The 26,276-nt window shown below is 69.2% G+C and carries 27 protein-coding genes; 9 read left to right on the forward strand and 18 right to left on the reverse strand.

Annotation, left to right across the window (positions count from 1 at the left end; translation table 11 throughout):
* Window positions 1–35 precede the first annotated feature (35 nt).
* On the forward strand, window positions 36–1,340 hold the full coding sequence (locus AB0M14_RS23930) for a cytochrome P450 (RefSeq protein ID WP_364998454.1): 1,305 nt from the start codon (window positions 36–38) through the stop codon (window positions 1,338–1,340).
* Here the strand turns inward: AB0M14_RS23930 and AB0M14_RS23935 are convergent.
* Window positions 1,333–2,919, reverse strand: a complete 1,587-nt coding sequence (locus tag AB0M14_RS23935; protein WP_364998457.1) for a carboxylesterase/lipase family protein — start codon at window positions 2,917–2,919, stop codon at window positions 1,333–1,335. The genes AB0M14_RS23930 and AB0M14_RS23935 overlap by 8 nt on opposite strands.
* 89 nt (window positions 2,920–3,008) lie before the next feature.
* Between AB0M14_RS23935 and AB0M14_RS23940 the strand changes: the two genes are divergently transcribed.
* Window positions 3,009–3,233 carry a zinc ribbon domain-containing protein gene (locus AB0M14_RS23940; protein WP_364998459.1) on the forward strand — a complete coding sequence of 75 codons (225 nt, stop codon included), beginning with the start codon at window positions 3,009–3,011 and terminating at the stop codon, window positions 3,231–3,233.
* Here the strand turns inward: AB0M14_RS23940 and AB0M14_RS23945 are convergent.
* Entirely contained in the window at window positions 3,230–4,102 is an 873-nt protein-coding gene (locus AB0M14_RS23945; protein WP_364998461.1) for an NAD(P)-binding domain-containing protein, read from the reverse strand. The two genes, AB0M14_RS23940 and AB0M14_RS23945, sit on opposite strands and share 4 nt — an antisense overlap.
* Before the next feature lie 50 nt (window positions 4,103–4,152).
* Between AB0M14_RS23945 and AB0M14_RS23950 the strand changes: the two genes are divergently transcribed.
* The gene (locus AB0M14_RS23950) at window positions 4,153–4,554 is read left to right on the forward strand and encodes a MerR family transcriptional regulator (RefSeq protein WP_364998463.1); all 402 of its coding nucleotides are present in this window, start codon (window positions 4,153–4,155) and stop codon (window positions 4,552–4,554) included.
* Window positions 4,555–4,593: 39 nt separating this feature from the next.
* Here AB0M14_RS23950 and AB0M14_RS23955 read toward each other — a convergent pair whose 3' ends face one another.
* From AB0M14_RS23955 to AB0M14_RS23970, 4 genes are all read right to left on the reverse strand, one after another.
* Window positions 4,594–4,863: a SelT/SelW/SelH family protein gene (locus AB0M14_RS23955; RefSeq protein WP_364998465.1), complete on the reverse strand. Its 270-nt coding sequence runs from the start codon at window positions 4,861–4,863 to the stop codon at window positions 4,594–4,596.
* 15 nt (window positions 4,864–4,878) lie between these two features.
* The gene (locus AB0M14_RS23960; protein ID WP_364998467.1) at window positions 4,879–6,186 is read right to left on the reverse strand and encodes a cytochrome P450; all 1,308 of its coding nucleotides are present in this window, start codon (window positions 6,184–6,186) and stop codon (window positions 4,879–4,881) included.
* Between the two features lie 119 nt (window positions 6,187–6,305).
* Window positions 6,306–7,016, reverse strand: a complete 711-nt coding sequence (locus AB0M14_RS23965) for a TIGR03089 family protein (RefSeq protein ID WP_364998469.1) — start codon at window positions 7,014–7,016, stop codon at window positions 6,306–6,308.
* 3 nt (window positions 7,017–7,019) lie between these two features.
* A complete protein-coding gene (locus AB0M14_RS23970; protein WP_364998471.1) occupies window positions 7,020–8,465 on the reverse strand; it encodes an LCP family protein in 1,446 nt (481 codons plus the stop codon).
* Between the two features lie 154 nt (window positions 8,466–8,619).
* Between AB0M14_RS23970 and rfbD the strand changes: the two genes are divergently transcribed.
* The 3 genes from rfbD (at window position 8,620) to AB0M14_RS23985 (ending at window position 11,652) form a co-directional block, all read left to right on the forward strand.
* Window positions 8,620–9,456, forward strand: a complete 837-nt coding sequence (rfbD, locus tag AB0M14_RS23975) for a dTDP-4-dehydrorhamnose reductase (protein WP_364998473.1) — start codon at window positions 8,620–8,622, stop codon at window positions 9,454–9,456.
* 147 nt (window positions 9,457–9,603) lie between these two features.
* Complete coding sequence (locus tag AB0M14_RS23980) at window positions 9,604–10,485, forward strand: glycosyltransferase family 2 protein (protein ID WP_364999044.1); 882 nt, start codon at window positions 9,604–9,606, stop codon at window positions 10,483–10,485.
* 72 nt (window positions 10,486–10,557) lie between these two features.
* A complete protein-coding gene (locus AB0M14_RS23985; protein ID WP_364998475.1) occupies window positions 10,558–11,652 on the forward strand; it encodes an NDP-sugar synthase in 1,095 nt (364 codons plus the stop codon).
* A gap of 3 nt (window positions 11,653–11,655) precedes the next feature.
* Here AB0M14_RS23985 and AB0M14_RS23990 read toward each other — a convergent pair whose 3' ends face one another.
* Window positions 11,656–12,348 carry a response regulator gene (locus AB0M14_RS23990; RefSeq protein ID WP_364998477.1) on the reverse strand — a complete coding sequence of 231 codons (693 nt, stop codon included), beginning with the start codon at window positions 12,346–12,348 and terminating at the stop codon, window positions 11,656–11,658.
* Window positions 12,345–13,922, reverse strand: coding sequence for a sensor histidine kinase (locus AB0M14_RS23995; protein WP_364998479.1), 1,578 nt, complete (start codon window positions 13,920–13,922; stop codon window positions 12,345–12,347). The genes AB0M14_RS23990 and AB0M14_RS23995 overlap by 4 nt, the downstream gene beginning before the upstream one ends.
* A gap of 131 nt (window positions 13,923–14,053) precedes the next feature.
* Here AB0M14_RS23995 and AB0M14_RS24000 point away from each other — a divergent pair, with 131 nt between their 5' ends.
* Entirely contained in the window at window positions 14,054–15,439 is a 1,386-nt protein-coding gene (locus AB0M14_RS24000) for a cation:dicarboxylase symporter family transporter (protein ID WP_364998481.1), read from the forward strand.
* 133 nt (window positions 15,440–15,572) lie between these two features.
* Here the strand turns inward: AB0M14_RS24000 and AB0M14_RS24005 are convergent, their stop codons facing one another.
* Both AB0M14_RS24005 and AB0M14_RS24010 read right to left on the reverse strand, forming a co-directional pair.
* Window positions 15,573–15,791, reverse strand: a complete 219-nt coding sequence (locus AB0M14_RS24005) for a DUF4287 domain-containing protein (protein ID WP_364998483.1) — start codon at window positions 15,789–15,791, stop codon at window positions 15,573–15,575.
* Between the two features lie 73 nt (window positions 15,792–15,864).
* Complete coding sequence (locus AB0M14_RS24010; RefSeq protein ID WP_364998485.1) at window positions 15,865–16,272, reverse strand: DUF4267 domain-containing protein; 408 nt, start codon at window positions 16,270–16,272, stop codon at window positions 15,865–15,867.
* 118 nt (window positions 16,273–16,390) lie between these two features.
* Between AB0M14_RS24010 and AB0M14_RS24015 the strand changes: the two genes are divergently transcribed.
* The gene (locus AB0M14_RS24015) at window positions 16,391–16,981 is read left to right on the forward strand and encodes a TetR/AcrR family transcriptional regulator (RefSeq protein WP_364998487.1); all 591 of its coding nucleotides are present in this window, start codon (window positions 16,391–16,393) and stop codon (window positions 16,979–16,981) included.
* Between the two features lie 129 nt (window positions 16,982–17,110).
* On the forward strand, window positions 17,111–18,577 hold the full coding sequence (locus AB0M14_RS24020; RefSeq protein ID WP_364998489.1) for an NAD(P)/FAD-dependent oxidoreductase: 1,467 nt from the start codon (window positions 17,111–17,113) through the stop codon (window positions 18,575–18,577).
* Here the strand turns inward: AB0M14_RS24020 and AB0M14_RS24025 are convergent.
* From AB0M14_RS24025 to AB0M14_RS24060, 8 genes are all read right to left on the reverse strand, one after another.
* Window positions 18,574–19,494 (reverse strand): cation diffusion facilitator family transporter, encoded by a 921-nt coding sequence (locus AB0M14_RS24025; protein WP_364998491.1) that lies wholly within the window; start codon window positions 19,492–19,494, stop codon window positions 18,574–18,576. The two genes, AB0M14_RS24020 and AB0M14_RS24025, sit on opposite strands and share 4 nt — an antisense overlap.
* 52 nt (window positions 19,495–19,546) lie before the next feature.
* Window positions 19,547–20,467 carry a cation diffusion facilitator family transporter gene (locus AB0M14_RS24030; RefSeq protein WP_364998494.1) on the reverse strand — a complete coding sequence of 307 codons (921 nt, stop codon included), beginning with the start codon at window positions 20,465–20,467 and terminating at the stop codon, window positions 19,547–19,549.
* Between the two features lie 74 nt (window positions 20,468–20,541).
* Entirely contained in the window at window positions 20,542–21,768 is a 1,227-nt protein-coding gene (gene manA / locus AB0M14_RS24035) for a mannose-6-phosphate isomerase, class I (protein WP_364998496.1), read from the reverse strand.
* Window positions 21,768–22,985, reverse strand: coding sequence for a tobH protein (locus AB0M14_RS24040; protein ID WP_364998498.1), 1,218 nt, complete (start codon window positions 22,983–22,985; stop codon window positions 21,768–21,770). Before AB0M14_RS24040 ends, manA begins: the two co-directional genes overlap by 1 nt.
* A 49-nt stretch (window positions 22,986–23,034) precedes the next feature.
* Complete coding sequence (locus tag AB0M14_RS24045) at window positions 23,035–24,411, reverse strand: phosphomannomutase/phosphoglucomutase (RefSeq protein WP_364998500.1); 1,377 nt, start codon at window positions 24,409–24,411, stop codon at window positions 23,035–23,037.
* A 94-nt stretch (window positions 24,412–24,505) separates the two neighbouring features.
* Window positions 24,506–24,904 carry a DUF3499 domain-containing protein gene (locus AB0M14_RS24050; protein WP_364998502.1) on the reverse strand — a complete coding sequence of 133 codons (399 nt, stop codon included), beginning with the start codon at window positions 24,902–24,904 and terminating at the stop codon, window positions 24,506–24,508.
* Window positions 24,905–24,970: 66 nt separating this feature from the next.
* Entirely contained in the window at window positions 24,971–25,444 is a 474-nt protein-coding gene (locus AB0M14_RS24055; RefSeq protein WP_356975950.1) for a metallopeptidase family protein, read from the reverse strand.
* A gap of 99 nt (window positions 25,445–25,543) precedes the next feature.
* Complete coding sequence (locus tag AB0M14_RS24060) at window positions 25,544–25,777, reverse strand: WhiB family transcriptional regulator (protein WP_194815746.1); 234 nt, start codon at window positions 25,775–25,777, stop codon at window positions 25,544–25,546.
* Window positions 25,778–26,276 lie beyond the last annotated feature (499 nt).

Here is a 26,276-nt window from a genome sequence, read left to right on the forward strand (position 1 = left end):
GTGATGAGTGTCACCGGATCGATGGGGGTTGGAAGATGAAGCCACAGTACTGGTTTCGCTGGTTGTCGATGCAGGGAGTCCTGCGTGCGGCGGTGCGCAAACAGGCGCGTGCGGGTGATCCGCTGGCGCGGTATCTGGGCGGCGCGGGCCGTCCCGCCGATTCCTTCGCGCTCATCGACGAGCTGCGCAGCCGCGGCCGGGTCACCCGGGTTCCGCTGGCCACGTTCACCGCCGACCACGAATTGTCCCGGATCATGCTGCGCGACAATCGCTTCGGCAAGATCCCGCCCGGCACCGCGTACACCAACTTCACCGCGGTATCGAACTGGCTGATCCGCACCATCCCGCTGCCGGCGAACCCGATCGAGCCGCCGTCCATGCTGGTGCTGGACCCGCCGCAGCACACCAAGTTGCGCCGCCCGGTCACCTCCGCCTTCACCCCACGGGCCATCGCACGCTTGCGCGAGCGCGTGGAATCGGTGACCGACGAGCTGCTCGACGCGTTCCCCGGCAACGGTTCCGCCGACCTCGTCGCCTCCTACGCCGCACAGGTGCCCAGCGCGATCATCACCGACCTGCTCGGTTTCCCGCAGCGGGACCGCGCGATGTTCCTGGAGTGGGGCGACCGGATCGCGCCGCTGCTCGACATCGGCGTGGACTGGCGCCGCTTCCGGCGCGCCTTCGCCGCGCAGGACCGGATGGACGCCTACCTCGGCGCGCACCTGGACCGTTTGCGGCAAGATCCCGGCGAGGACGTGCTCTCCAGCCTGGTCAGCTCCGGCGAACTCGACGATCGCGAACTGAAGGCCACCGTCGGGCTGCTCATGGCGGCGGGCTTCGAAACCACGGTCAACCTGATCGGCAACTGCGTCGTCCGGCTACTGGAGCACCCGGATCAGCTGGCCCGGTTGCGCGCCGAACCCGGCCTGTGGCCCAACGCGATCGAGGAATCCCTGCGCCTGGACGCCCCGGTGCAGATCACCGCCCGCATCGCCCTCGAACCGCTCGAGCTCGGCGAGGTCGCGCTGCGCACCGGCACCCTGGTGGTGTCCTCGCTGGCCGGTGCGAACCGCGACCCCGCCGTGTTCGCCGACCCGCACCGCTTCGACGTCGGCCGCGAAAACGCCAAGGACCACCTGTCTTTCGGCAGCGGCATCCACGTCTGCCTCGGCGCGAGCCTGGCGCGGATGGAAGCCGTGCACGCGATCCGCGCGCTGTTCGAACGCTTCCCCGACCTGCGGCTGGAAGGCGAACCGAAGCGGCGCGACACCTTCACGCTGCACGGCTACCAACGGCTCCCGGTCCGGCTGGGCCGGGCGGCCGAAACCGCGGTCAGCTGAAGCCGACGGCCTGATCGCCCCAGGCGGCGTGCAAGTCGCGATCGGGGTTGTCCACCACGCGGTCGATGGCGTCGATGACCAGGGTGGTGCGGGTCGCCGGCTGGTAGGGCGGCCAGTGTTTGGAACCGTCGAGGGCCGCGGGCACCCCGTGTGCGGCGAAGGCCAGCCAGCGCCGCATCATCCGTCCCGAGACCTCGGTCGCCACCTTGCGCCCGCCGAGCCAGAACGTCGGGTCGTGGTTGAGCGTGCCGAAATTGCCGAAGACATAAGGCAATTCGGTGGCATGCCCGGCGCCGACCCGGGCCGCGCGCAGCATCGGGGTGGCGTGGTCGAACCGGTAGGTCCAGGTGGGCGAGTGGCGGGCATGCGCGTCGGCCACCCAGTGCGCGGGCATCCGGAACGCGGCATCGGTCGACATCGCCAGGGCGCCACGGGTTTTCGCGAGGTCCGGGTAGGCGGAGGTGATCTCGGCGATGCGTTCGGCCGACATGTCCGGGTGATTGGCGGCCACATCGTTGAGCATCACGTTCACCGCGTCCGGGGTGACCGGCATGATCGGAGACCGGAACAGCCGGAACAGCGAGGCCTCGTCCTTGTTCGTGCCGATCATCAGCGGCATCCGATGCGAGCGGCCGAGCTGGAAGCGGTGAATCGGGTACTCCGGCAACAGCTCACCGTCCACCACCGGCGCCGCCGCCAACCGGCCCGGCTCCTTCATCGGCACCTCGTCCATGAGCACCCCGGCGGCCTGGATCAGCCGGTCGACGGGCAGATCGATCAGATCCATGGTCTGCGCCGGCGTGAGCTCCAGCAGTTCCAGATAGCGCTGGGCGATGCCCGCGGCTCGCTCCTGACTCAGCACCGTCGTCGCGGGCGGGCTCTGCGCGATCGCCTTGTGGAACAGGCCGCTGGTGCGCGGCGAGGTCAGCAGCGCGGTGACGCAGCCCGCGCCGGAGGATTCGCCGAACAGCGTCACATTGCCGGGGTCCCCGCCGAAGCCGGCGATGTTGTCGCGCACCCACTCCAGGGCCGCGATCTGATCGTGCAGCCCCAGATTCGGGGTGAACCCGTGGAACAGCGAGGACAGATCGAGGAAACCGAGCGCGCCGATCCGGTAGTTGACCCCGACCACCACCACGTCACCGGTTTCGGCGAGCTTGCGCCCGTCGTAGATGGCCTGAGCGGCGGTGCCCAGACAGTAGGCGCCGCCGTGCAGCCACACCATGACCGGGCGCGGATCGCCGGAGGCCTGCTCGCCCACACTGTTCGGCGGTGACCACACGTTCACCCACAGACAGTCCTCGCCCATGGTCAGCACCGAATCGACCGGCACCATATTGCCCATGGTCTGCGGGGCGATCTCGCCGAACAGCGCGCAGTCCCGGATGCCGTCCCAGCGTTGCGGGGGTGTCGGCGGGCGGAAGCGTTTCGCGCCGCTGACCGGGGCCGCGTAGGGGATGGAGCGCCAGACCGCGACCGGACCGTCCCAGTGGCCGCGCACCCGGCCCGAGGTGGTCGGTACGACGGGGCCGGCATCGCCCAGATCGGCGTCGGGTTCGGTCTCGAACTGCGTCGTCATGGTCCGTACCTCCTCATTCGAGAGTACTTCCAGACCGTGAGCGTGCCGGTACACCGCACCGAGCGCCGGTCAGGCGATACGCTGACGCCATGCCGAGCTACAACTTCCGTTGCCGGACCTGCGGTGACACCTTCGAGGTCACCCGGCCGATGGCCGAATCCTCGAATCCCGCGGACTGCCCGAGCGGCCACGACGACACCGTCAAGCTGCTGACCACCTTCGCGACGGTGCAGCGCGGCGGCGGTATGCCCGCACCGGCCGCGGCACCCCGACCGGCCGGTGGCGGTTGCTGTGGTGGCGGCTGCTGCGGCTAGCGCGGCTTGCCGAATTCCTCGATCAGCACGGGATACTGCTCGCCGCCGTGCCCGGCGGCGATCGAGCGGTCCGCCATCGCCTTGATCAGCTGCGGCAGTTCGGCATTGACGCCCAGCGCCTCGGCCTCCTCGATCAGGTGCGCCATCGCGCGCACGTCGGTCGCCAGCGCCGACACCTCGGCCGGGTAGGCGCCGCGATCGATCTGCTCGGCGTATCCGGGCAGCCAGTCGGCCACCCCGGCAGCGATGGTGCGCGCGAACGGCGCGAAGGTCGCAGCGTCGACACCGGCGGTCCGGAGCATGGCGGTGCCTTGCAGCCAGGCGTTGAGCACACTCCACATCATGGTCAGCCCCGCGACGTCGTACAGCGCCGCCAGTCCGTGGTCGGCGCCGAGATAGGTGAGGGTGCCGAGCGCCTCGAGGACCGGCGCGCAGGCGTCGAAGTCGGCCTGAGGGCCGCTGTGCAGAAGCACCGCCTCGGCGGTGCCGATGGCCGGCGGGGCCGCCATGATCGCACCGTCCAGGTAGCGAGCGCCGCGTTCGGTTGCCCAGTGCGCGGCGTCGCGAGCCTGACCGGAGGAGCCCGAGGTCAGATTGAGCAGCGTCGTACCCGTCAACGCGCTGCCGTCCAGCAGCTCATACACGGCCTGGTAGTCGGTGAGGCAGATGATCGTCAGAGTGCTGGCCCGCAGCGCGTCGCCGACCGTCGGTGCGAGCCGCGCACCCAGTCCGACCAGCTCGTCGGCCTTGCCTGCCGTCCGGTTCCAGACCGTGGTGGTGTGCCCGGCTTTCAGGAACGCCCCGGCCAGCGCCCGGCCCATCAATCCGAGTCCGATTACGGTCACCGAAGCAGTGGTTTCGTTGTTCATGGCACCATCGTCAACGTTGATACCGGTGTGAAGGTCAAGTGAGGTTTTCGATGCGTATCGGGGAACTGAGTCGCCGGACGGGCGTCAACACCCATCAATTGCGCTACTACGAGGCTCAGGGCCTGCTCGACGCCGAGCGCGCGGGCAACGGATATCGCGAGTACGACGAGGACGCCGTGCTGCGGGTGCAGCAGATCCGGCATCTGCTCGCGGCCGGGCTGTCCTCTGAGGACATCGCCTACCTGCTGCCCTGCGCGGTCGGCGCGACCCCCGAGCTGGTCGGGTGCCCCGAGTTGCTGACCGCGATGCGGTCCCGGCTGCGCCGTCTGGAGGATCAGATGGACCAGCTCGCGCGCTCCCGCGCCGCGCTCACCGAGTACATCGCGGCCGCCGAGCGCACCGGCAGCGAGAATTACCCGCCCTTCGACGAGCTGGCCGCGATACCGGCCTAGGCCCGCCCGGGCAGTCGGCCACCTTGGGGAGTCGCTGCGTCAGCGATCGACGTGGCCGAGGTCGCGCTCCGGTGCGACCCGGTCACGCACCCGCTGCTTGAGCACCGCGATCTCGGGAAAACCGCCATCGGCCTTGCGTTCCCACACCTGCTCGCCGTCGACCGTGATGCGGAAGACCCCGCCTTCGCCGGGGATCAGCGCGACCTCACCGAGTTCGGTGCCGAAGGTGCTCAGCAGCTCCTGCGCCATCCAGCTCGCGCGCAGCAGCCAGCGGCATTGGGTGCAGTACTCGATCGCGACGCGTGCCATGGCGTCAACGCTAGATCAGACCGCCGCGGTGGCCGGGGTGTGGGCGCGGGTTCCGAGCCGGACCGGCAGTTGTTCGTAACCGTGCAAGGTGAACAGCTCGCGGCGGCGCGGCGGGCCCGCGAGTCGCAGGTCGGGGAAGCGGTCGAACAGGGCGCGCAGCGCGTAGGTGGCTTCCATCCGCGCCAGGCTGGCGCCCAGGCAGACGTGCACGCCACTGCTGAACGTCAGGTGATCCTTGGCGTTTTCGCGCCCCACGTCGAACCGGGCCGGGTCCTCGAACACTCCCGGGTCGCGGTTCGCGCCGGCCAGCGACACCACTACGGTGTTGCCCTTGCGCAGCCGGATGCCCGCGATCTCGACGTCCTCGAGGGCCGAGCGGGCGGTGGTCTGCACGGGGGCGTCGATGCGCAGCACCTCCTCCACGGCGTTGGGCCACAGCTCCGGTTCGGCGCGCAGCCGGGCCAGCTGTTCGGGATGCGAAAGCAGTTGGACGACACCATTTCCGATGAGGTTGACGGTGGTCTCGAACCCAGCGCCCATGAGCAGGCTGGCGGTGGCCTTGAGCCCGTAGGTGTCGAGTTCACCGGCGGTGACGAGGCTGGAGAGAATGTCCTCGCCCGGCTCGCGGCGCAGGCGTTCGATGTGCCCGTCGAGGTAGTCGTTCATCACCTCCATGGCATCGAGCGCCGTGCGGTGCGCTTTACGGGAGATGCCGATGTCCAGCAGCGGGGTCGCGGCATCGCCCCAGGCCAGGAACATCTCTTTGTCCTTGCGCGGGAAGCCGAGCATCTCGGAGATGATCGCGATCGGCACCTGCGCGGCGAAGGCGGAGATGAGATCGGCGGAGCCGCCGGAGGGCAGTTCCGCCAGCAGTTCCTCGGTCACCGTCTCCACGCGCTCGCGCAACCGGCGGATCGCGCGCGGGGTGAACGCCGCCGCGACCGGACGGCGCATCTTCGTATGGTCGGGCGGGTCGATCACCAGCATCGAGGGTGGCTCGACGGGATTGGGCGGCAACGGGTATCGCTCGACGAACCGCTGCAGCGGCGCCGGGAGATCGAAACTCTGATTCGCCCGCACCCCGAACCGGGGGTCCCGCAGGATCGCGCGGATCAGCTCGTGGTCGGCGGAGGCCCAGGCGATCGGCGTCTTCACCAGCCGCCCCTGCCCGCGCAACTGCTCGATCAGCGGATACGGATCGGTGAAACCCTGTGGGCCGCCCATCAATTGGGCGAACGGCTGCCCGCGCCTGGCTTGCGTGCGCAGGACCAGCCGGGGCAGACCCTGTACCGAAAACCACCGGAACCAATACTGGGGTTTCATCTCTCACCAACCTCGTCGTCGCGGATAGTTCCACCGTACGGATCGCTGCTGGAGCGGAGAACGTTCTCCGGTTGGACGAACGACCTATACCGGGGTAGGAGCCTTGACCCGAGGCCGGACTATCGCTGCGCGGTAACCCGTTCCGAGGCGATCCGCCGATCCCGCGCGGCCGGATCCGGGTTGACCACCTGCACCAGCGACGCGCCCGCCGCCAGCACCGCGACGAAACCGTCGATCAGTTCCGCCGGGGTCTCCCACGGCGTGCTGGACAGCACCCGGTCGCCTTCGCCGAAATCCTGGCGCATCGCGGACCGTTTGGCCTCGGCCAGCACCTCGGCGACCGGCATGCCCTCCAGCGCGACACCCGCGCCGCGGGGCAGGAACTGATCCCCGTGCACGCGCACGTGGGTGGCGAAATCGGTGACGCCCAAGGGCAGATCGCGCACCGGCGCGCCCAGCGGATCCAGCGAGAGCGCCGCGACTTCACCGATGTCGCCGGCTTCGTCGAGGCGGGCGGCGGTCACCAGCGCGAGTTCGGCGTCCGGGTCCGGCCGTAGCACCACTTCCGCGCCGGCCCACCAGCAACCCAGCAGCACCGCGGCGGTCTGCCAGTGCGCGGGCAGCAGCACCGCCACCCGGGCGCCCGGCGTCAGGCCGAATTCGTCGCGAATCAGATTGGCGGTCTTGGCCGCCCAGTTCGCCAGTGTCAGCCCGGACAGTTCGATCCGGGCGCCGGTGGCGTCGTCGTAGTAGGTCACACGGGGCGCGGCGGGTTCGCGCGCGAGGATCGGGTCCAGCACCAACTCGGTCAGTGTCGTGTGCTCACGCATTGTTCAGTTCACGCATTTCGGTCCGTTCTGGCCTGCGGAGATCGGTGGGGCGGGCGGCACCGGCGTCGCCGACGTCGAGGACGAACCGGTGAAGTCGAACATGGAACTCGCGGCCGAGCCCGGACCAGAATAGTCGCTTGCCAGCACGACGCTGACCGCTTCCGCCGACATCTGCGGATCCGCCACCACCGTGAGCCCGCCCAGCATCCGCGCCACCTCTTTGGCCTTGGGGTTCGACGTGCTCGCGGCCAAAACCCGCGTGCTCATCACGCTGCCGCCGTTGTAGTTGCCGACCTGGCCGGTCTGGAAGCCCTTGGCGGCAAGCGCCTGTGACACCTTCGAGGCCAGGCCGCCGACACCGCTGGCGTTGAGCACGTTCACCGTGACCGTAGCCGGATCGAAGCTGGGCTCCTCGGATTCGTCGGTCTTGCCCTCCACCAGCGCCGAGACGAACGCCTTCACCATGCGCGGCTCCACCCGGACCACGGATTCGCCGTCGTTGGTCATGCCGTTGAGGTCGGCCACGGGGATGGTCTCGAACTTCACATGCCCGCCGGAGAGTTCCTTCAGCTGCTTGAGGAACGCGATCACATCCCAGCTGCCGTCCAGCACCACCGTGCGCCCGACCGCCTCGCTGAGCTCCTGTAATCGGATCGGGTTGCCGAGGGTTTTCGCGCTCAGCATCTGATTGGTCAGCTGCGCCAGGAAGACCTGCTGGCGCACGATCCGGTCGATGTCGCCGCGCGGCAGATCGTGCCGCTGGCGCACGAAGCTCAGCGCCTGCGCGCCATTGAGCCGCTGGCGTCCGGCGGGGAAGTCCGCGCCCGACATCCACTCGTCCACCGGCGCGTTCAGGCACACCTCCACGCCGCCGACGGCGTCGGTGAGCAGCACGAAACCCAGGAAACTGATCTCGGCGTAGTGATCGACGGTGAGACCGGTGAGTGTCCCGACCGATTTGATCAGCGCCTGCCGCCCGGCTTGCACGGACTGGGTCTCGGCCGAGGACTCCGAGACGCCCTGGGCCAGCAGCTTCTCCTTCAGGGTCAGCTTGGTGGCGCCGTAGGCCGAGTTGATCTTGCTGGGCCCGATGCCGGGCACCTCGACGTAGCTGTCACGGGGGATGGAGATGGCGGTCGCGGACCGGCCGTCGTTCGGGACCCGCACCAGCATGATGGTGTCGGTGTTCATCCCGACCTCGTCGCCGGCGTGCAACATCGCGCGCTCGTCCGCGCTGAGCGGGTTGCCGTGCGCGTCGGTGCGGCTGTCCACGCCGACCAGCAGGATGTCGGTGGCGCCGTCGCGCTGGCCGCCCAGGCCCAGATCGCTGATCCGCTCGATGCCCGAGACCAGCGAATCGATGCTGCGCCAGGCGAATCCGGTGAACACCAGCACCAGCGCGGCGGCAGCCGCGACCACGATGCGGCCCACCGATCTGTCTCCAGTCACTTCCAGCGTCCTTCCACCTGACCCGATGCCCGCCTTCCGCTACCCGCAACCATCCCGAATGCCTGAACCCCGGACCAGTTGGCGCTCAAGGCTAACCGGCGGTTACCGCACCGGCGCGCACCCGCAGGCTGCACGGCGTGCCAGACTGCACACCGTGACCGGATCGTTTGCCCACCTCGTCGTGACCGGCGCGCGCGGCCAAGTCGGGCGCGAGCTGCTGCGCCTGGCGCCCGGCGCGCGCGCCTACGCCCGCGAGGACCTCGACATCACCGACCCCGGCGCCGTGGCCGCCGTGTGCGCCCCGGGAACCGTGGTGCTCAACTGCGCGGCCTACACCGCCGTGGATCAGGCCGAAACCGACCCGGAAGCCGCTTTCGCGGCCAATGCGACCGGACCCGCCGTCCTCGCCGCCGCCTGCGCGCGGGCCGATGCCCGGCTCATTCACCTCTCGACCGACTATGTCTTCGGTGGTACCCACAATCGGCCTTATGACACGGGCGATACGACGGAACCTGCCACGGTGTACGGCCGCAGCAAGCTGGCGGGGGAGCAGGCGCTCCTGGACTCCGGCGCGCCGGCCCATATCGTGCGCACCGCATGGGTATACGCGGGCGGCGCAGGCGATTTCGTCGGCACCATGCGGCGGCTGGAGGGGGAACGAGACTCCATCGACGTGGTTGACGATCAGCTCGGCTCGCCCACCTACGCCGCCGACCTGGCCGCGGGGCTGCTCGAGCTCGCCGAGCGCCCGGACGCGCCGCGGTTGCTGCACGCCACCAACGCGGGCCAGGCGACCTGGTTCGACCTCGCCCGCGCGGTCTTCGAGGAACTCGGCGCGGACCCCGCACGGGTCCGGCCCTGCGACTCCACCGCATTCCCGAGACCCGCACCACGCCCGGCCTTTTCGGTCCTGTCGAACCGAGCCTGGATCGAGGCGGGCCTGACCCCGCTACGGCCTTGGCGCGCGGCCCTGCACGCCGCCCTGCACTGAGTCGGGCGGCCGCCTGTTTTCTGGTCATTCAGCTGGGACCTGTTGTCGTGCGCAAACTTCCGGCATCACACCGGACCCGGCCGGCGGCCTCGGGGACGCGCGGCCGAGCCGGTCCGACTAGGCTTCGGTGCCGTGAGCTCTGAACAACTGGCCCCAGGTGGCCTGGCAGTCGTCACGGTGACCTACTCACCCGGCGAGCACCTCGAGCACTTCATCGCCACCCTGGCCACCGCCACCAGTGAGAAACCGCAGGTGATCCTGGCCGACAACGGCTCGACCGACGGCACGCCGGAACTGGCCGCCGAGGCCAACGCGCACGTGCGCCTGCTGCGCACCGGCGGCAATATCGGCTACGGCGGCGCGATCAACCGCGCGGTCGCCGAGATCGACCCGAGCATCGAGTTCATCGTCATCGCCAACCCGGACATCCGCTGGAGCACCGACTCCATCGACCAGCTGCTCACCGCCGCGCAGCGCTGGCCGCGCGCGGGCGCCCTCGGCCCGCTGGTGCGCGAACCCGACGGCAGCGTCTACCCGTCCGCCCGTTCGGTGCCCGGCCTGCTGGACGGGGCCGGCCACGCCATTCTCGGCTCGGTCTGGCCCGGCAACCCGTGGACCCAGCGTTACCGCCGCGACAACGAGCAGATCGCCGAACGCACCGTCGGCTGGCTGTCCGGCTCCTGCCTGCTGGTGCGCCGCTCGGCTTTCGACTCGATCGAGGGCTTCGACTCCCGCTACTTCATGTACATGGAGGACGTGGACTTCGGCGATCGCATGGGCAAGGCCGGCTGGCACAACGTGTTCGTGCCGACCGCCGAGGTCACCCATGCCAAAGGTCATGCCGCCGGCAAGCATCCGGAACTGATGCTGCCCGCGCACCACGCCAGCGCCTACCGCTTCCAGGCCGACCGGCATCCGCACTGGTGGCAGGCCCCCCTGCGGCTGGCGCTGCGGGGCGGACTTGCGATTCGCGAGCGGATTGCGGTTCGATCGGCGCTGCGCGCGCAGGCGCGCGAAGCAGCTCAGTAGCCGCACAGCAAGCTAGCCTGGATCAGGCTTGTGCCCTGGCGGAAATGATCCAGAAGTGAACGGGGAACGTTGATGGGCAGTGACCCTGCGAAGAACGCGGGCAGCACGGACGCGGTGATCCTGGTCGGCGGCCAGGGCACCCGGCTGCGTCCGCTCACCCTCTCGGCGCCCAAGCCGATGCTGCCGACGGCCGGGCTGCCGTTCCTCACCCACCTGCTGGCGCGCATCGCCGAGGCCGGGATCACCCACGTCGTGCTCGGCACCTCGTTCAAGGCCGAGGTGTTCGAGGAACACTTCGGCGACGGCGCCGAGCTGGGCCTGGAGCTGGAGTACGTCACCGAGACCGAACCGCTGGGCACCGGCGGCGGCATCCGCAACGTGCTGTCCAAGCTGCGCGCCGACAACGTGATGGTCTTCAACGGTGACGTGCTCGGCGGCACCGACCTCGGCGCCATTCTCGACACCCACGAGAGCACCCAGGCCGACGTCACGCTGCACCTGGTCCGGGTCAGCGACCCGCGGGCCTTCGGCTGTGTGCCCACCGACGAGACCGGCCGCGTCACCGCCTTCCTGGAGAAGACCCAGGATCCGCCGACCGACCAGATCAACGCGGGCTGCTATGTCTTCCGCCGCGAGTACATCGAGAAGATCCCGCCCGGCCGCCCGGTCTCGGTGGAGCGCGAGGTCTTTCCCGCGCTGCTCGCCGAGGGCGCGAAGGTCCAGGGCCACGTCGACTCCTCGTACTGGCGTGACATGGGCACCCCCGAGGACTTCGTCCGCGGCTCCGCCGACCTGGTCCGCGGCATCGCCCCGTCCCCGGCCCTGCCCGGCCAGCGCGGCGAATCCCTGGTGCACCCGGGCGCGGGCGTCGCGCCCGGCGCCCTGCTCATCGGCGGCACGGTCGTCGGCCGCGGCGCGGAAATCGGCGCGGGCGCGCGCCTGGACGGTGCGGTCGTCTTCGACGGCGCGGTCATCGAGGCGGGCGCCACGGTGGAACGCTCCATCATCGGCTTCGGCGCCCGCATCGGCCCCCGCGCCCTGGTCCGCGACGGCGTCATCGGCGACGGCGCGAACGTCGGCGCCCGCTGTGAGCTGCTGCGCGGCGCGAGAATCTGGCCGGGCGTCGAAATCCCCGACGGCGGCATCCGCTTCTCCACCGACGTCTAGCGGTTAGCTCTTCCAGAGGTAGCGCGTCTTCGGACGCCCCGCCCGCCCGTAGTCGGACCGGCGCAACACCAGTCCGTCGTCGGCGAGCTTCTCCAGGTACCGCCATGCCGTAATCCGCGAAACCCCGATCGAGGTGGCGGTGTCGGCGGCGGTCATGCCGTCGGCGGCGTCCCGGACGACGCGCGAGATCTCCTCCAGCGTCTGCGGCGCAACGCCTTTCGGCGCGCTGGCCCGCTGATCGGTGGTGCGCAGCGCGGACAGCGCCCGATCCACGTCGTTCTGGGTGATCGCGGATTCGCCCGCGGGCAAGGCGGTCCGGAATTCGCGGTAGCGCTCGAGCTTCTCCCGGAAGGCGGCGAAGGTGAACGGCTTGAGCAAGTAGAGGACCACGCCGTGCGAGACCGCCGTGCGCACCATGGCGAGGTCGCGCGCCGAGGTGATGGCGATGACATCGGGACGCGGGGCCAGGCCGGAGAGGGCGGCCGCGACCTCCAGGCCGCTGGTGTCGGGGAGCCCGATGTCCATCAGCACCAGGTCGATCGGCGTCCCCTCGGCGGCGGCTTCGGCGGCGGCGCGCATGGCGTCCCGCCCGGTGTGCGCGATGCCGACGGGGGTGAACCCCTCGATGCGGGCCACGTAGGCGCGGTGCGCCTCGGCGATCAGAGGTTCGTCTTCGACGATGAGCACGCGGATCACGACTGTTCCTGTCTAACTTCGATATTCGCGGTCTCCCGTGGGATTGCCACGGTCACCGCACTTTCCGGGTCACGCTCGGTGCCGATGACACCGCCGTGGCGGCCGACCAGCCGATGGACCAGTGCCAGCCCCAGACCTTGGTGGTCGGATTTGGTGGTGTAGCCGCGTTCCGCGGCGCGGGTGAAGATCTCCGGCGACATGCCGGGACCGCTGTCGGCGACCCGCACCAAGAGCGCTGAGTCCTCTTGCCGAACAGTCACCTCCACCCAGCCGCCAGCGCGATCAGCGGCGGCATCGATGGCATTGTCGATCAGATTGCCGACCAGGGTGACCGCCTCGTGGGCGGACAGCGGCGCGGTCGAATCCAGCGCGGTGTCCTCGGAGATGGTGAGTTCGACACCGCGCTCGGCGGCCTGATTCACCTTGCCCAGCAGCAGCGCCGCCAGCGCCGGATCGCCGACGGCGGCGAGCAGGCGGTCGATCAGGTTCTGCGAGAGTTCGAGTTCGGCGGTGGCGAACTGCACGGCTTCCTCGTGTTTGCCGAGTTCCACCATGGTGACCACGGTGTGCAGCCGGTTCGCGGCCTCGTGGGCCTGCGCGCGCAGCGATTCGGCGAAACCCCGCACCGAATCGAGTTCGCCCATGACCGTGCGCAATTCGGTGTGATCGCGGATCGTCATGACGGTGCCGAGCGGTCTGCGCCCGGACTGCACGATGTCCTGGTTGACGAGCAGGATCCGGTCGCCGGTGACATGCATCTCGTCGCGCACCACGCCCCAGCTCATGCGTTGCATCGACACCGGCAAGTCGGCGCGGCGCACCGCCCCGTCGGGCAGGTCGAGGAGCCGGCGCGCCTCGTCGTTGACCACCTCGGCGGCTTCGTTCGCGCCGAATACGACCAGGCCTTCGTGGATGGAGTGCAGGACCGCGTCGTGCTGTTCGTACATCACGCGGAGTTCGTCGGGCGCCAGACCATGGGTCTGGCGGCGTAGTCGGCGGCTCAGCAGGAACGACCCCGCGGCGGCCACCAACAGGCCGGCCAGGGCCACGCTCAGGATCTTCGGCAGCTGGTTGCCGATCTCCTCGCTGATCCGCGCCCGGGTCACCCCCGCGGACACCAGCGCGATGATCCGCCCGGACGCGTCGCGCACCGGGGCGACCGCGCGGATGGAGGGCCCGAGGGTGCCGGTGAAGGTCTCGGTGAAGGTCTCCCCGGCCAGCGCGCGATCGATGTTGCCGCTGAACGGGTGACCGATCTGGGCCGGGTTGGTGTGGGTGTAGCGGGTTCGGTCCGGCGCCATCACCACGATGAAGTCCATGCCGGTCTGCACCCGGATCGCCTCGGTCACCGGTTGCAGCAGGGCAGTGGGATCGGGGGACCGGACCGCGTCGGCGGTGGACGGCGCCTTCGCCACGGTCACCGCGACGTCGATGGTCTCCTGCTCGGTGGTCCGGTCGCTGGTGTGCCGGGCGTCGAAAACCGCCAGCACAGCGCCGATCCCGATCACCAGGGCGATAACGATCAACTGCAGCACGAAGGCCTGTGCGGCGAGGGTTAGTCGGCCTCGTCTCACCAGTCGGCCTCCCAACGCACGAGCTGAACGTAATGCAATAAACCGTGACCCAGGTCACGCGTGTCGTCATCATTTTGCACAGGGGTCCACAGGCCCGTTCACGCCGGTACCTTCGGAAGGCAATCTTCGCCATGAGCGACACAACTACACAGGTGACGAGCGCGCCTAAGCGCGACCGCACCCACTGGCTATATCTGGGCGTTCTGGCGGCGGTTGTCGCGGGCGTCATCGTCGGCAAAGTGGCCCCGGACTTCGCGGTCTCACTGGAACCGCTGGGCAAGATCTTCGTCAATCTGATCAAGATGATGATCGCGCCCGTCATCTTCTGCACCATCGTGCTCGGTATCGGCTCGGTCCGCGCCGCGGCCACCGTCGGCAAGGTCGGCGGTCTGGCCTTCGCCTACTTCCTGGTCATGTCGACCGCCGCACTGGGCATCGGCCTGGTGGTCGGCAACCTGCTCGAGCCCGGCACGGGCATGAACATCAGCAAGGCCGCCGCCAGCCAGGGCGCCAAGTACGCCGATCAGGCGCACGCCGCGGGCGGCACCTGGGAGTTCATCCAGAACATCGTCCCGACGACGCTGGTCTCCTCGCTCACCTCGGGCAGCGTGCTACAGGCGCTGTTCGTCGCGCTGCTGGTCGGTTTCGCGTTGCAGGCCATGGGCAAGACTGGTGAGCCGATCCTGCGCGGCATCGCGTCCATGCAGAAGCTGGTGTTCCGGATCCTGGTGATGATCCTGTGGCTGGCCCCGATCGGCGCGTTCGGCGCGATCGCGACCGTCGTCGGCAAGACCGGCTGGTCCGCGGTGGTGCAGCTGGCCACGCTGATGCTCGCCTTCTACCTGACCTGCCTGGTGTTCGTCTTCGGCGTGCTCGGCGTGCTGATCCGGGTGGTCTCGAAGGTCTCGATCTTCAAGCTGGTGCGCTACCTGGCCCGCGAGTACATGCTGATCGTGGGCACCTCGTCCTCGGAGTCGGCGCTGCCGCGCCTGATCGCGAAGATGGAACACCTCGGCGTGGAGAAGACCACGGTGGGTGTCGTTGTGCCGACCGGGTATTCGTTCAATCTCGACGGCACCGCCATCTACCTGACCATGGCCTCGATCTTCATCGCCGACGCGATGGGCAAACCGCTGACCATCGGTGAGCAGGTCGGCCTGCTGGTGTTCATGATCGTCGCGTCCAAGGGCGCGGCGGGCGTCACCGGCGCGGGTCTGGCCACGCTGGCGGGCGGCTTGCAGAGCCATCGGCCGGAACTGCTCGACGGCGTCGGCTTGATCGTCGGCATCGACCGGTTCATGTCCGAGGCCCGCGCGGTCACCAACTTCTCCGGCAACGCGGTCGCCACCGTGCTCATCGGCACCTGGACCAAGACCATCGACCCGGAACGCGTGCGCGCGGTCCTCAACAAGGAGATCCCGTTCGACGAGCAGACCATGGTCGACGACCACGGTCCGGTCGAGGACGCCCCAGCCCCCAAGCCGGGAGAACCCGAAAAATCCCTCCAACCGGCTTGATCCGGCCCTGGCGTCCCGGCCATAAGCGGGGACGCCAGGGCGGCGCCGGCGGCCGGCCGCTCTACCGGCCCTCTGCGCACAAACCACGAAGGGCCCGCGCATCCGCGGGCCCTTCGTGGTGTCCGAATGTGGTTCAGGAAGCCCACTTCTCGGGGTTCAGGTAATGCTGGGTGAGGGCGGTGGCGTGGCCGTGCCCGAACCCGTGCTCGGTCTTGAGCCAGCCGACGAGCTCCTTGAAGGAGCTCAGTCCGGTCTCCCGCATGGCCGCCTTCCACTCGTCGATGGTGCGGCCGTACTTCGCCTCGATGGACGGGAAGTAGGAAGCGGGTCCGTGCGGCTTGGTGGCGGCCATGGTGTTCTCCTGGTTCGTAGTCGCGTTACCCCTATTGACGGAGGCGCCTCCGGAAATTCATCGGTGCCGGCGTTCAGGCCGCGACGGGAACCGGAGCGATCCGGCGCTCCCAGATCAGCAGCGCGCCGGTGAGGGCGACGAAGACGGCGGTCAGGCCGTGCACGCTGAGGGCAGTCGCGGTGGACCCGTCCCAGCGCAGGATGGTGAGCATGTCGCCGAACGGGATCAGCGCCATCGCCAGGGTGGTGATCCCCAGCGCGTAGCGCTGCTTGGCGGCGAGCAGCGCCAGGATGATCACGCCGGTCCCGATATCGCGCACGCCCTTGACGTTCAGGAAGCCCGCGGCATCGCCCTGGGGCCAGGCCGGGAGACCGAACCCACTGGCCGTGGTCTCGGGGAGGAACAGGTAGCTCACCCCGACGTAGATGATGAAGAGCCCGCCGATGACGGAGAAGACGGTGGCGATGCGCGAGACGTTCATGATGACTCCTGTTGTGCGGCACCGGTTCTCCCGGTGCTCTTTTTTCTAGCGGCGCTAGGTTCGAGAGCAACTGTAAACGAGCTTCGTTAGTTTGTCTAGCGCTGCTAGAATTTCTTCCATGAGCCCGCAAACCCGCAAGGAACGCGAACGCGCCGAACGACACCAGCGCATCATCGACACCGCCCGCGAACTCGCCGAATCCGACGGCTGGGAGGCGGTGACGGTACGCAAACTCGCCGAACGCATCGAGTACAGCCAGCCGGTGCTGTATAGCCACTTCGCCGGAAAGTCGGCCATCGTCTCCGCCGTCGCGCTCGAGGGAATCATCGACCTCACCAAGGCGATGCGTGCCGCGCGCGAATCCGCCGGCTCCCCGGAGGACGCGCTCGGCAAGGTGGCCCGCGCCTACCTGGCCTTCGCCGCGGACAACGCGGCGCGCTACGACGCGATGTTCGTCCAGCAGACCGACCTCGCCTTCGGTCCGGAAGCCCCGCAACCTTTGCGCGACGCCTTCGGCGAGATCATGGCACTCTTCGTGCCTTTCACCGACGAAGCCGATCTCGCGGCCCGGACCGAAGTCGCCTGGAGCTCGATGCACGGCATCGCCACCTTGGATCGCTCCGGCCGCCTGGTCGACGATCTGCGCGAGCAGCGTCTGACCATCCTGGTCGACGAATGGCTCGCGGCGGTCAAGGCCCGGAAGTCCTAGGGGCTCCGCGACATTCAGCGTGGCCGGTGGATCCGCCACGGTGCCGGAGGCCCGGGGCGCCGCGGCGGCGGTGCTGTGCGTTGAATTACGGCCGGTAGTCGCGACGCCTTTCAGCGGTAGCGTGGAGTCATGGCTGATGTCGCAGTGGTCGGATCCGGACCCAATGGACTCGCCGCGGCGGTGATCCTGGCGCGGGCGGGCCTCTCGGTGGAGGTCTTCGAGGCCCAGCCCACCGCCGGCGGCGGCTGCCGCACCGACGAGCTCACGCTGCCCGGATATCACCACGATGTCTGCGCCGGTGCGCATCCCATGGCGCTGGCCTCCCCGTTCTTCCGGGCGTTCGATCTGCCGGCGCACGGCGTCGACCTGCTCGCGCCCGAGGTGTCCTACGCGCATCCGCTCGACGGCGGCCGCGCGGGTTTGGCCTGGCGTGATCTCGATCGAACCGTGGCGGGGCTCGGCCGCGACGGTGCGGCGTGGCGCGGCCTGTTCGAGCCGCTGGTGCGGGATTGGCAGGCCGTCGTCGATCTCGCGATGTCCGATCTGCGCCGCCCGCCCCGCGATCTCGGTACCGCGGTGCGCTTCGGCTTGCGGCTGCTGGAACAGGGGTCGCCGTTGTGGAACAAGCGTTTTCAGGATGACGTCGCGCCCGCGTTGCTGAGCGGCGTTGCCACGCACGCGATTACGCAGCCGCGCGCACTGCCCGCGGTGGGCGCGGGTCTGCTGCTCGGAACCCTCGCGTACGCGGGCGGCTGGGTGCTGCCGCGCGGCGGCAGCCAGGCCATCCCGAACGCGCTCATCGCCGAGCTCGAACGGCTCGGCGGCAAGGTCTACACCGGTCAGCGGGTCGACTCGCTCGCCGAATTCGGCTCCACCCGAGCGGTAGTCCTGGACACCTCGCCCGCGGAGCTGCTGCGCATCGGCGGGGACCGGCTGCCGCGGCGGTACGCGAATCAGCTCGGCCGGGTGCGTTACGGCGGCGCGGCGTGCAAAGTCGATTTCGCGCTCTCGGGTCCGGTGCCGTGGCGGGCCGCGGGGTGTGAGCTCGCGGGTACCTTGCACCTCGGCGGTACACGCGAGGAGATGATGGCCGCCGAACGCACCGTAGCCGCGGGCCGGCACGCCGAACGCCCGTATGTGCTGGCCATTCAGCCCAGCGTCGTCGACGACACCCGCGCTCCGGCGGGCGGGCACACCTTCTACACCTACGCGCACGTCCCGAACGGTTCCACCCGCGACATCAGCGATCAGGTCGTCGCGCAGGTGGAACGCTTCGCCCCCGGATTCTCGGACCTGATCGTGGCCAAGCATGTGTGGACCGCCGCCGAGCTACCGGCGCACAACGCCAACTACTTCGGCGGCGATATCTCGGCGGGGGCGATGAGCGTGCGGCAGACGGCCTTCCGGCCGGTCGCCCGCTGGAATCCCTACGCCACAGCGATTCCCGGCGTGTACCTGTGCTCGGCGTCGACGCCGCCCGGGCCGGGTGTGCACGGGATGAACGGGCTGCACGCGGCGAAGCATGTGCTGCGGCGGGAATTCGGTATTCGCACCGATCCGCTGGAGCTGCTGGATCCCGGCCGGCCGGTGCGCTAGACCAGCGGTTTCGGCCGATAGATCTCCGGTTCCAGATACATCACGTCGACGTTCGGCACCGCCATCCGCACCCGCGCCTCGGCGTCGTTGATCGCGTCCGCCACCTCGGTGACATCCAGGAACGGCGTCATCCGGATCTTCGCGGCCACCATGAGCTGGTCCGGCGCCAGGTATTCGGTCCGCAGCCGCATTACCTGATCGATGCGATGGCCGTCGACCAGGTGCGCCCGGATCGCCGAATCCTCCGCCGGGGTCGCGCCCTCGCCGATGAGCAGGCTCTTCATTTCCACGATCAGGATGACGGCGATACCGCCGAGCAGCACGCCGATGGCCAGGGTGCCGATGCCGTCCCAGACCGGGTTGCCGGTCAGCATGGTCAAGCCGACGCCGGCGAAGGCGAAGGTCAGGCCGATCAGGGCGCCGCTGTCCTCCAGCAGCACCACGGGGAGTTCGGGATTGCGGGAGTCGCGGATGAACTGCCACCAGCTGCCGCGGCCCTTGAGCGTGCGGGATTCCCGCATGCCGGTGCGCAGGCTGAAGCTTTCCAGGCCCAGCGCGACCACCAGGATCACGATCGCGACGAGCGGCTTCTCCAGGTGCTCCGGATCGCGAATCTTGTTGATTCCGTCGTGGATCGCCGTGAGCGAGCCGAGGGTGAACAGCACCAGCGCCACTACGAACGCGTAGAAGTAGCGGTTGCGCCCATACCCGAAGGGGTGCTTCGCGTCGGGCTCGTGTTCGGAGCGTTTCTGCCCGACCAGCAGCAGCGCCTGGTTGCCGGTGTCGGCGACCGAGTGGATCGCCTCGGCCATCATCGACGACGAGCCGGTGATCAGGGCGCCGGCGAACTTGGCCACGGTGATCCCGGCGTTCGCGCCGAGCGCCGCGAAGATCGCTGTCTTGCTGCCGCCTGACATGCCGCCAAACTACCGGCGGCCGGGGTGCACCGGCCGCCGACACACCTGCGGGCTAGACGTGATCGGTGCGGTACAGATCCGGTTCCAGGTAGATCATCCGCGCGGCCGGGACCGCGCCGCGCACGCGGGCTTCGGCCGCGTCGATGGCCGTGGCGATATCGGCGATCTCCAGACCCGGCGCGATGGCGACCTTGGCGGCGACCAGAATTTCCTCCGGGCCGATGTACTGCGTCTTGACGTGGATCAGCTTGGTGATCTTGTCGCCGTCGACCAGGTTCTCCTTGATCAGCTTGTCCTCGGCGGCGGTCGCGCCCTCACCGATCAGCAGGCTGTGCATCTCGATGATCAGGATGATCGCGATGACACCGAGCAGCAGACCGATCCCGAGGGTGCCGATGCCGTCCCAGATCGGATCGCCGGTCAGCATGGTCAGGCCGACGCCGCCGAGCGCCAGCAGCAGGCCGACCAGCGCGCCCAGGTCTTCCAGCAGCACGACCGGCAGCTCGGGGCTGCGTGAGGTGCGGATGAACCGCCACCAGCTCGCGTTGCCCTTGAACGGGCGGGATTCCGTGATCGCGGTCCGGAAGCTGTAGGTCTCCAGGCCGATGGCGATCACCAGGATCACGATCGCGACGATCGCCGTGGACAGGGGCTCCGGATGCTGAATCTTGTGGATGCCCTCGTAGATCGCGTAGATCGAGCCGATGGTGAACAGCACCAGGGCGACCACGAAGGAGTAGAAGTACCGGCTGCGGCCGTAGCCGAACTGGTGCAGCTCGTCGGCTTCCTTTTCGGCTTTGCGCTGTCCGAGCAGCAGCAGACCCTGGTTGGAGGTGTCGGCCACCGAGTGCACCGCCTCGGCCAGCATCGAGGCCGAACCGGTGATCGCCGCACCGATGAACTTCGCGATCGCGATACCCGCGTTGGCTGTCAACGCGGCGAGAATCGCCTTCTTGCCACCACCAGCAGACATATCTGGATTGCCCCTCTCGTCTCACCCGATCCCGGATAACTTAGCTTGTCCGCGGGAAAAACGACCGAGGTGCGTCAGTACGACGTCGAGTCGCCGCCGACGCACGCGCAGAAGACCTGGGCCTCGCCGTCGACCGCGCAGGCGCGAATCTCCTTGTCGGAGGCCGATATCCAGGCCGCGGATCCCCGTTCGAGCAGCAGTTCCGCGCCGTCCTGGCGCAGCAGAACCGTGCCGGCCGTGCACAGCACGATGCCGGGTCCGGCGGCCGTCAACGGCACCTCGGCTCCGGTACGCAGGTCGACGCGGCGCAGCGCGAATTCCGGTGCGGGCGTGCGGTAGCGCAGCGACCCGTCGGGCGCGTACTCCGGCAGCACCACCGGCAGGTCGATCGGCTCGAAATCCAAGACCCGCAACAGTTCCGGCACGTCGACGTGCTTCGGGGTCAGGCCGCCGCGCAGCACGTTGTCGGAGTTGGCCATGATCTCCACGCCGACCCCGCGCAGGTAGGCGTGCAGGTTTCCGGCCGCCAGGAACAGGCCCTGCCCGGGTTCCAAGGTGAGCCGGTTCAGCAGCAGCGCGGCGAGCACCCCGGCGTCACCGGGGTAGGCCTCGGCGAGTTCCAGCGCGGTCTGCACCTCGGGGAGGAAGGCGCGTTCGCCCCGGCCGTGCAGGTAGCGCACGCAGCCGTCGAGCACCGCCGGCAGCAGCGATTCGAGCACGTTCTGCGGCAGGGTGATCCAGGTCGTGAACAGCGTCCGCAAGCCGGCCGAATCCGGTTGCGCGGCCAGCAGATCCGCGTACGGCATGAGGCCGGGCACGTCGAGCGCGCGCAGCAGCGCGACGGTGCGGCGCGGATCGCGGAACCCGGCGAGGGCCTCGAACCGGTCCAGCGCTACCACCAGTTCCGGCTTGTGGTTGTCGTCGCGGTAGTTGCGCATCGGCGAATCCAGCGGCACCCGCGCGCGGTTTTCCCGCTCCCAGCCCGCCTTGGCCTGCTCCATGCTCGGATGCGCCTGGAGCGACAGCGGTTCCTCGGCCGCCAGGATCTTCAGCAGAAACGGCAGCTTGCCGCCGAATTCCGGTGCGGCCGAACCGAGTTCCCGGCCCGGGTCGGCGGCCAGGAAGTCCAGCAGCGAGCGGGTGCCGTGCCCGAGCCGCACCTGGGCCGGATCGGCCGGATGCGCGCCGAACCACAGCTCGGCCTCCGGATGCGCCGACGGGACCGGTCGGCCGCACAGTTGCGCCAGCGCGGTGCGCGAACCCCAGGCGTAGGAACGCAGTGCACCAACGAGTTCGTGCACTAGTAGCGTCCCCCGTCGAAGTGCTCGTCGTCACCGCCGGCCGAGGCGCCGCCGACCAGCCGCAGATAGGCCGCGGCCATCTCCAAGCGCAGTGCGAGCACGGCGAGTTGTTCGAGTTCGGTGCCGTGGCCCGAGCTGCCGGGCTGTGCCGCGGCCGGGTCGTCGATCTTGGCCGCGGTCGGGACGCTCGGATCGGCCAGCGTGGCCTGTAGCAGGTCGACGTCGGCGCTGACCAGGTCGGCGTCCACCAGACCGGAACCGCCGCCGAAGACCGCGATCCGGCGCCGCGCGGCGGACTGATCCGGGTCGGCGCTGAGCACGAACACCCGGACCCGCTCCACCGGCGCGGGACCGTCGAGCTCCTCGTCGTGGAACAGCGGATCGAAATCGGGGGTGCTGCTGCCGGCGGCCGCGGCGATCCGCGGCTGCGCGGCGACGGCTTCGGCCAGATCCACCCCGGAAGCCACCCGGCCCGCGGCCTGTAACAGCACCTCGGCGCCGTGCTCGGCCAGTTCGGCCGCGGCGGGGGAATCACCGGCCAGCACGATCCCGCGCTGCTGCATCCGCGCGGCGAGGGTCTTGGCCGGATTGTGGAAGACATCGCTGTGCGGGCCGTCGCGCAACGCCTCGGCGTCCAGCACGTCGGCGAGCGCGGTGAGGTCGGGCACGGCGTTGGCGGTGCGGGTCGGATCGACCAGGCGCAGCACGGCGATGCCGGCGGCCAGGAAGCGCAGCATGCGGTTGTGCGCGAGCACCTGGACCCGCGGCTCCAGGATCGCGGCCCGGCCGGCCGCGGCGGCGCGCAGCGGGCCCTCCAACGGCGCGGCGACGATCACCTCGGCGCCGCGGTGCACGGCCCGGTCCACCGAATCGATCAGGCGCGGATCGCCCGCGTCGTCACCGGCGACCAGCACCACGTCGAGGGGGCCGACCCAGGGCGGCAGCGTGGCCGCGGACACGATGGGCAGACTGGCGCGATCGCCGAGCGCGGCGATCAACAGGTTCGCGGCGCGCGCGGCCCGGCCGGCGCCGCAGACCAGCACCACGCTGCGGGGTCGCAAGCCGGTGAGGCGAGCGAGCACATCCTCACCGACGGCTGCCGCGGTCGCCCGTACCTGTGCGCCGCCGGAAGCGGCCGAGCGCAGGGCCCCGCCGGTATCGGCGGCCTCGAGCGAAGCGGCATCGTCGAGGTCGAGCACCGGTGTTCCAGCGATCATCGGGCGTCCCACCTCCCCTCATCGCGCTGCTGTGATTCCACTATTCCAGTCAGGAGCGGACGATGCTCAGAATCTCCGTCACAAGTGCGTCTACTTCTTCCGGCGAACGGGCTTCCACGTTGAGCCTGAGCAACGGTTCGGTATTCGACGCGCGCAAGTTGAACCAGGCGTCCTCGGGGAGCTGGACCGTCACGCCGTCGAGCCGGTCCACCGATTTCGCACGATCTCCGAAAGCTTCCAGCACAGCCAACGTCCGCTCCTTCGCGTCCGCCACTGTGGAGTTGATCTCCCCGGAAGCCGCATACGTTTCATAGGAGGCCATGAGCTCGGAGATCGGCCGATCCGATTCCCCGAGCGCGGCCAGCACGTGCAGCGCCGCGAGCATCCCGGAGTCGGCGCCCCAGAAGTCGCGGAAGTAGTAGTGCGCGGAGTGCTCGCCACCGAAAACCGCACCGGTGGCGGCCATTTCCTGCTTGATGAACGAGTGCCCGACGCGGGTGCGCACCGGGGTGCCGCCCAGGCTGGTGACCAGCTCGGGCACCGCGTGCGAGGTGATCAGGTTGTGGATGATCACCGCACCGGGTTCCTTGGTCAGCTCCCGCTCGGCGACCAGGGCCGTGATCGCCGAGGGCGACACCGGGTCGCCCTTCTCGTCGACGACGAAGCAGCGGTCGGCGTCGCCGTCGAACGCCAGTCCGATGTCGGCGCCGGACTGGCGCACCAGATCCTGCAGATCGACCAGATTCTTGGGATCGAGCGGGTTGGCCTCGTGATTGGGGAACGAGCCGTCCAGCTCGAAGTACAGCGGCACGACCTTCAGCTGCGCCAGCGTGCCGAGCACCTCGGGGACGGTGTGCCCGCCCATGCCGTTGCCGGCGTCCACCGCGATGGTGAGCGGACGGATGCCGTCCAGCTCGACCAGGCTGCGCAGGTAGGTCGCGTAGGCGGCAAGCAGGTCGACCTCGGTGGCGGTGCCGCGGGCGCCGTCGTAGCCGGGCACACCTTCGGTGACCTCGGCCGCGATGGTGGCCAGGCCGGTGTCCTGGCCGACCGGCAGCGCGTTGGCCCGGCACAGCTTGATGCCGTTGTATTTGGCCGGATTGTGGCTGGCGGTGAACATCGCGCCGGGGCAGCCCAGGTCGCCGGAGGCGAAATAGAGCTGATCGGTCGAGGCCAGGCCGATGTGCACCACGTCGAGGCCCTGATCGAGGACGCCGTCGGCGAAGGCCGCGGCCAGGCCGGGGGAGGATTCGCGCATATCGTGGCCGATGACCACGCGGGTAGCGCCCTCGGCGCGCATCAGGCGCGCGAAAGCGGCGCCGACATCGCCGACGAATTGCGCGTCGATCTGTTCTCCGACAACACCGCGGACGTCGTAGGCCTTGATGACCGCGTTCACGGACTCGGCAGAGCGGGCGACTGTCATGCGCACCACCCTAGTGTGCACAGGCACACCGGAACTCAGCTGGGCGGCATTGGGCACAGCGACACGGAGTTGGCTGGGGCGCAGCGGCGTGGATCTAACCGGGCGGGTCCGGCAGGACACGTAGGTGACCGCGGCGGCCCGTACGGGCGGCCCGCGGGGGCGGGGGACTGGCGTAGTCGCGGTAGCCGCGAGCGTCCACCTCGGCCTCGGGCGGGCGGCGGCGCAGACCGGCCTCGCGCACCGCCTCGGCCAGCGCGGTCAGATCGTCGTCATCCGGTGTGCTGGAAGAGAATCCGCCTTCGTGGCGGACCAGCTCCCACCCCTTGGGGGCGGTGATCCGGGACCCGTGGGTTTCACACAGATCCCAAGAGTGCGGTTCGGCGACGGTGGCCAAGGGGCCGACGACGGCCGTGGAGTCGGAGTACACATAGGTGAGCGTCGCGACGGCCGGGTTCTTGCAGCCTGGTCGGCAACAACGACGCATGGGGATCACGCCGAGAAGAGTAACCCCCCTGGCGCTTTCGCGGGCTCAGACACGCTCTAGATCACTCGATCGGTGCTATTCCGGATCGATGATCTCGGGGTCGACGCCGAGATAGGTGGCGATCTGCTGCACCAGCACCTCGCGCAGCAGATCGACCAGGTCGTCGGGGTCGCCGGCGCGTAATTCCAGCGGCTTACGGAACAGCACGACCCGGGCCCGGGTGGCGGCGCCGTGCCGATCGACCCCGGCCGGGATCAGCCGGGACAGCGGCACCGGTCCGTCGGCTACCACCTCGTCCGGCCAGGTGACCGAATCCGGATGTAGCGGACGGATTTTCGGCACGTCGTCGACGGCGATATCGAGTTTGGTGAGCCGGTCGTGCCAGCGACTGTCCAGGGGCGCGAACGCCTCCAGGACGAGCCGGTCGAACTGCTGGCCGCGGGTACGCCAGGCCGGCACGGTCGGGGGGAGCATGGGCCCGCGCACCCCACGGCCGCGGCGGATCACCGACCGGGCGGTCGGGGGTCGTCGGTTGCGGGAGCGTGCCATGCAGAGAAACTTACTGGGGTACCCGGGCAAACTCGCGCCGACCTCACTGGGTGAGGTCGGCGCGGGTTGTCGCTCTCGGCGAAACGGGTATCGCGGGGACTATCCGATGCCGCGTTTGAGGCGGCGGCGCTCCCGTTCGGAGAGACCGCCCCAGATACCGAAGCGTTCGTCGTGGGCGAGTGCGTACTCCAGGCACTCGTCACGAACCTCGCAGCCCATGCAGATCCGTTTCGCCTCGCGGGTCGAGCCGCCCTTCTCGGGGAAGAACGCCTCCGGATCGGTCTGCGCGCACAGGGCACGCTCTTGCCACTGTTCTTCGATGGTTTCGAACATCTCGTCGAAGCCCGTGACGATCAGGCTCAACCGGGGTGCCGGGGCGACCTCGGGGTGTTGCGAGACATCGTCACCTGCCTCGATCTCCGACCCGATGTCTGCGCAGACGCCACGTGCTGCGCCTGCTGTGGAATCGGTTGGCGAGACCATATCGTCGGCCATCGCTCCGCCTCCTCACTGTGTGTTAGCGCAGAATGATTCTTTCCGTCGGACCAACACGCACACCGACGGCACTACCCCGCGACGTTGTCCCGCGGACATCCCCGAGCTCGTCACCCCAGTACGAACATGCGTTCGAAAAGCCGTCCGCGCCTTGAGGTCTCGCGCGAACCCGGAATGACATGACTGTGATTAGACACGCCGGACGTGTCGATGGTCAAGCCGCCGACGCTATTCCGTTACTATCCGTCGCCGTTTTCCGTCCTGATCTTGGTGTACGCCATAGCAAATGGCGAGCAAATACGTTGTTGCGGTCGGGCGCGTCGGTTACGCCTAGGCT

The sequence above is a fragment of the Nocardia sp. NPDC051832 genome (assembly GCF_040681285.1).
Taxonomy (GTDB): Bacteria; Actinomycetota; Actinomycetes; order Mycobacteriales; family Mycobacteriaceae; genus Nocardia.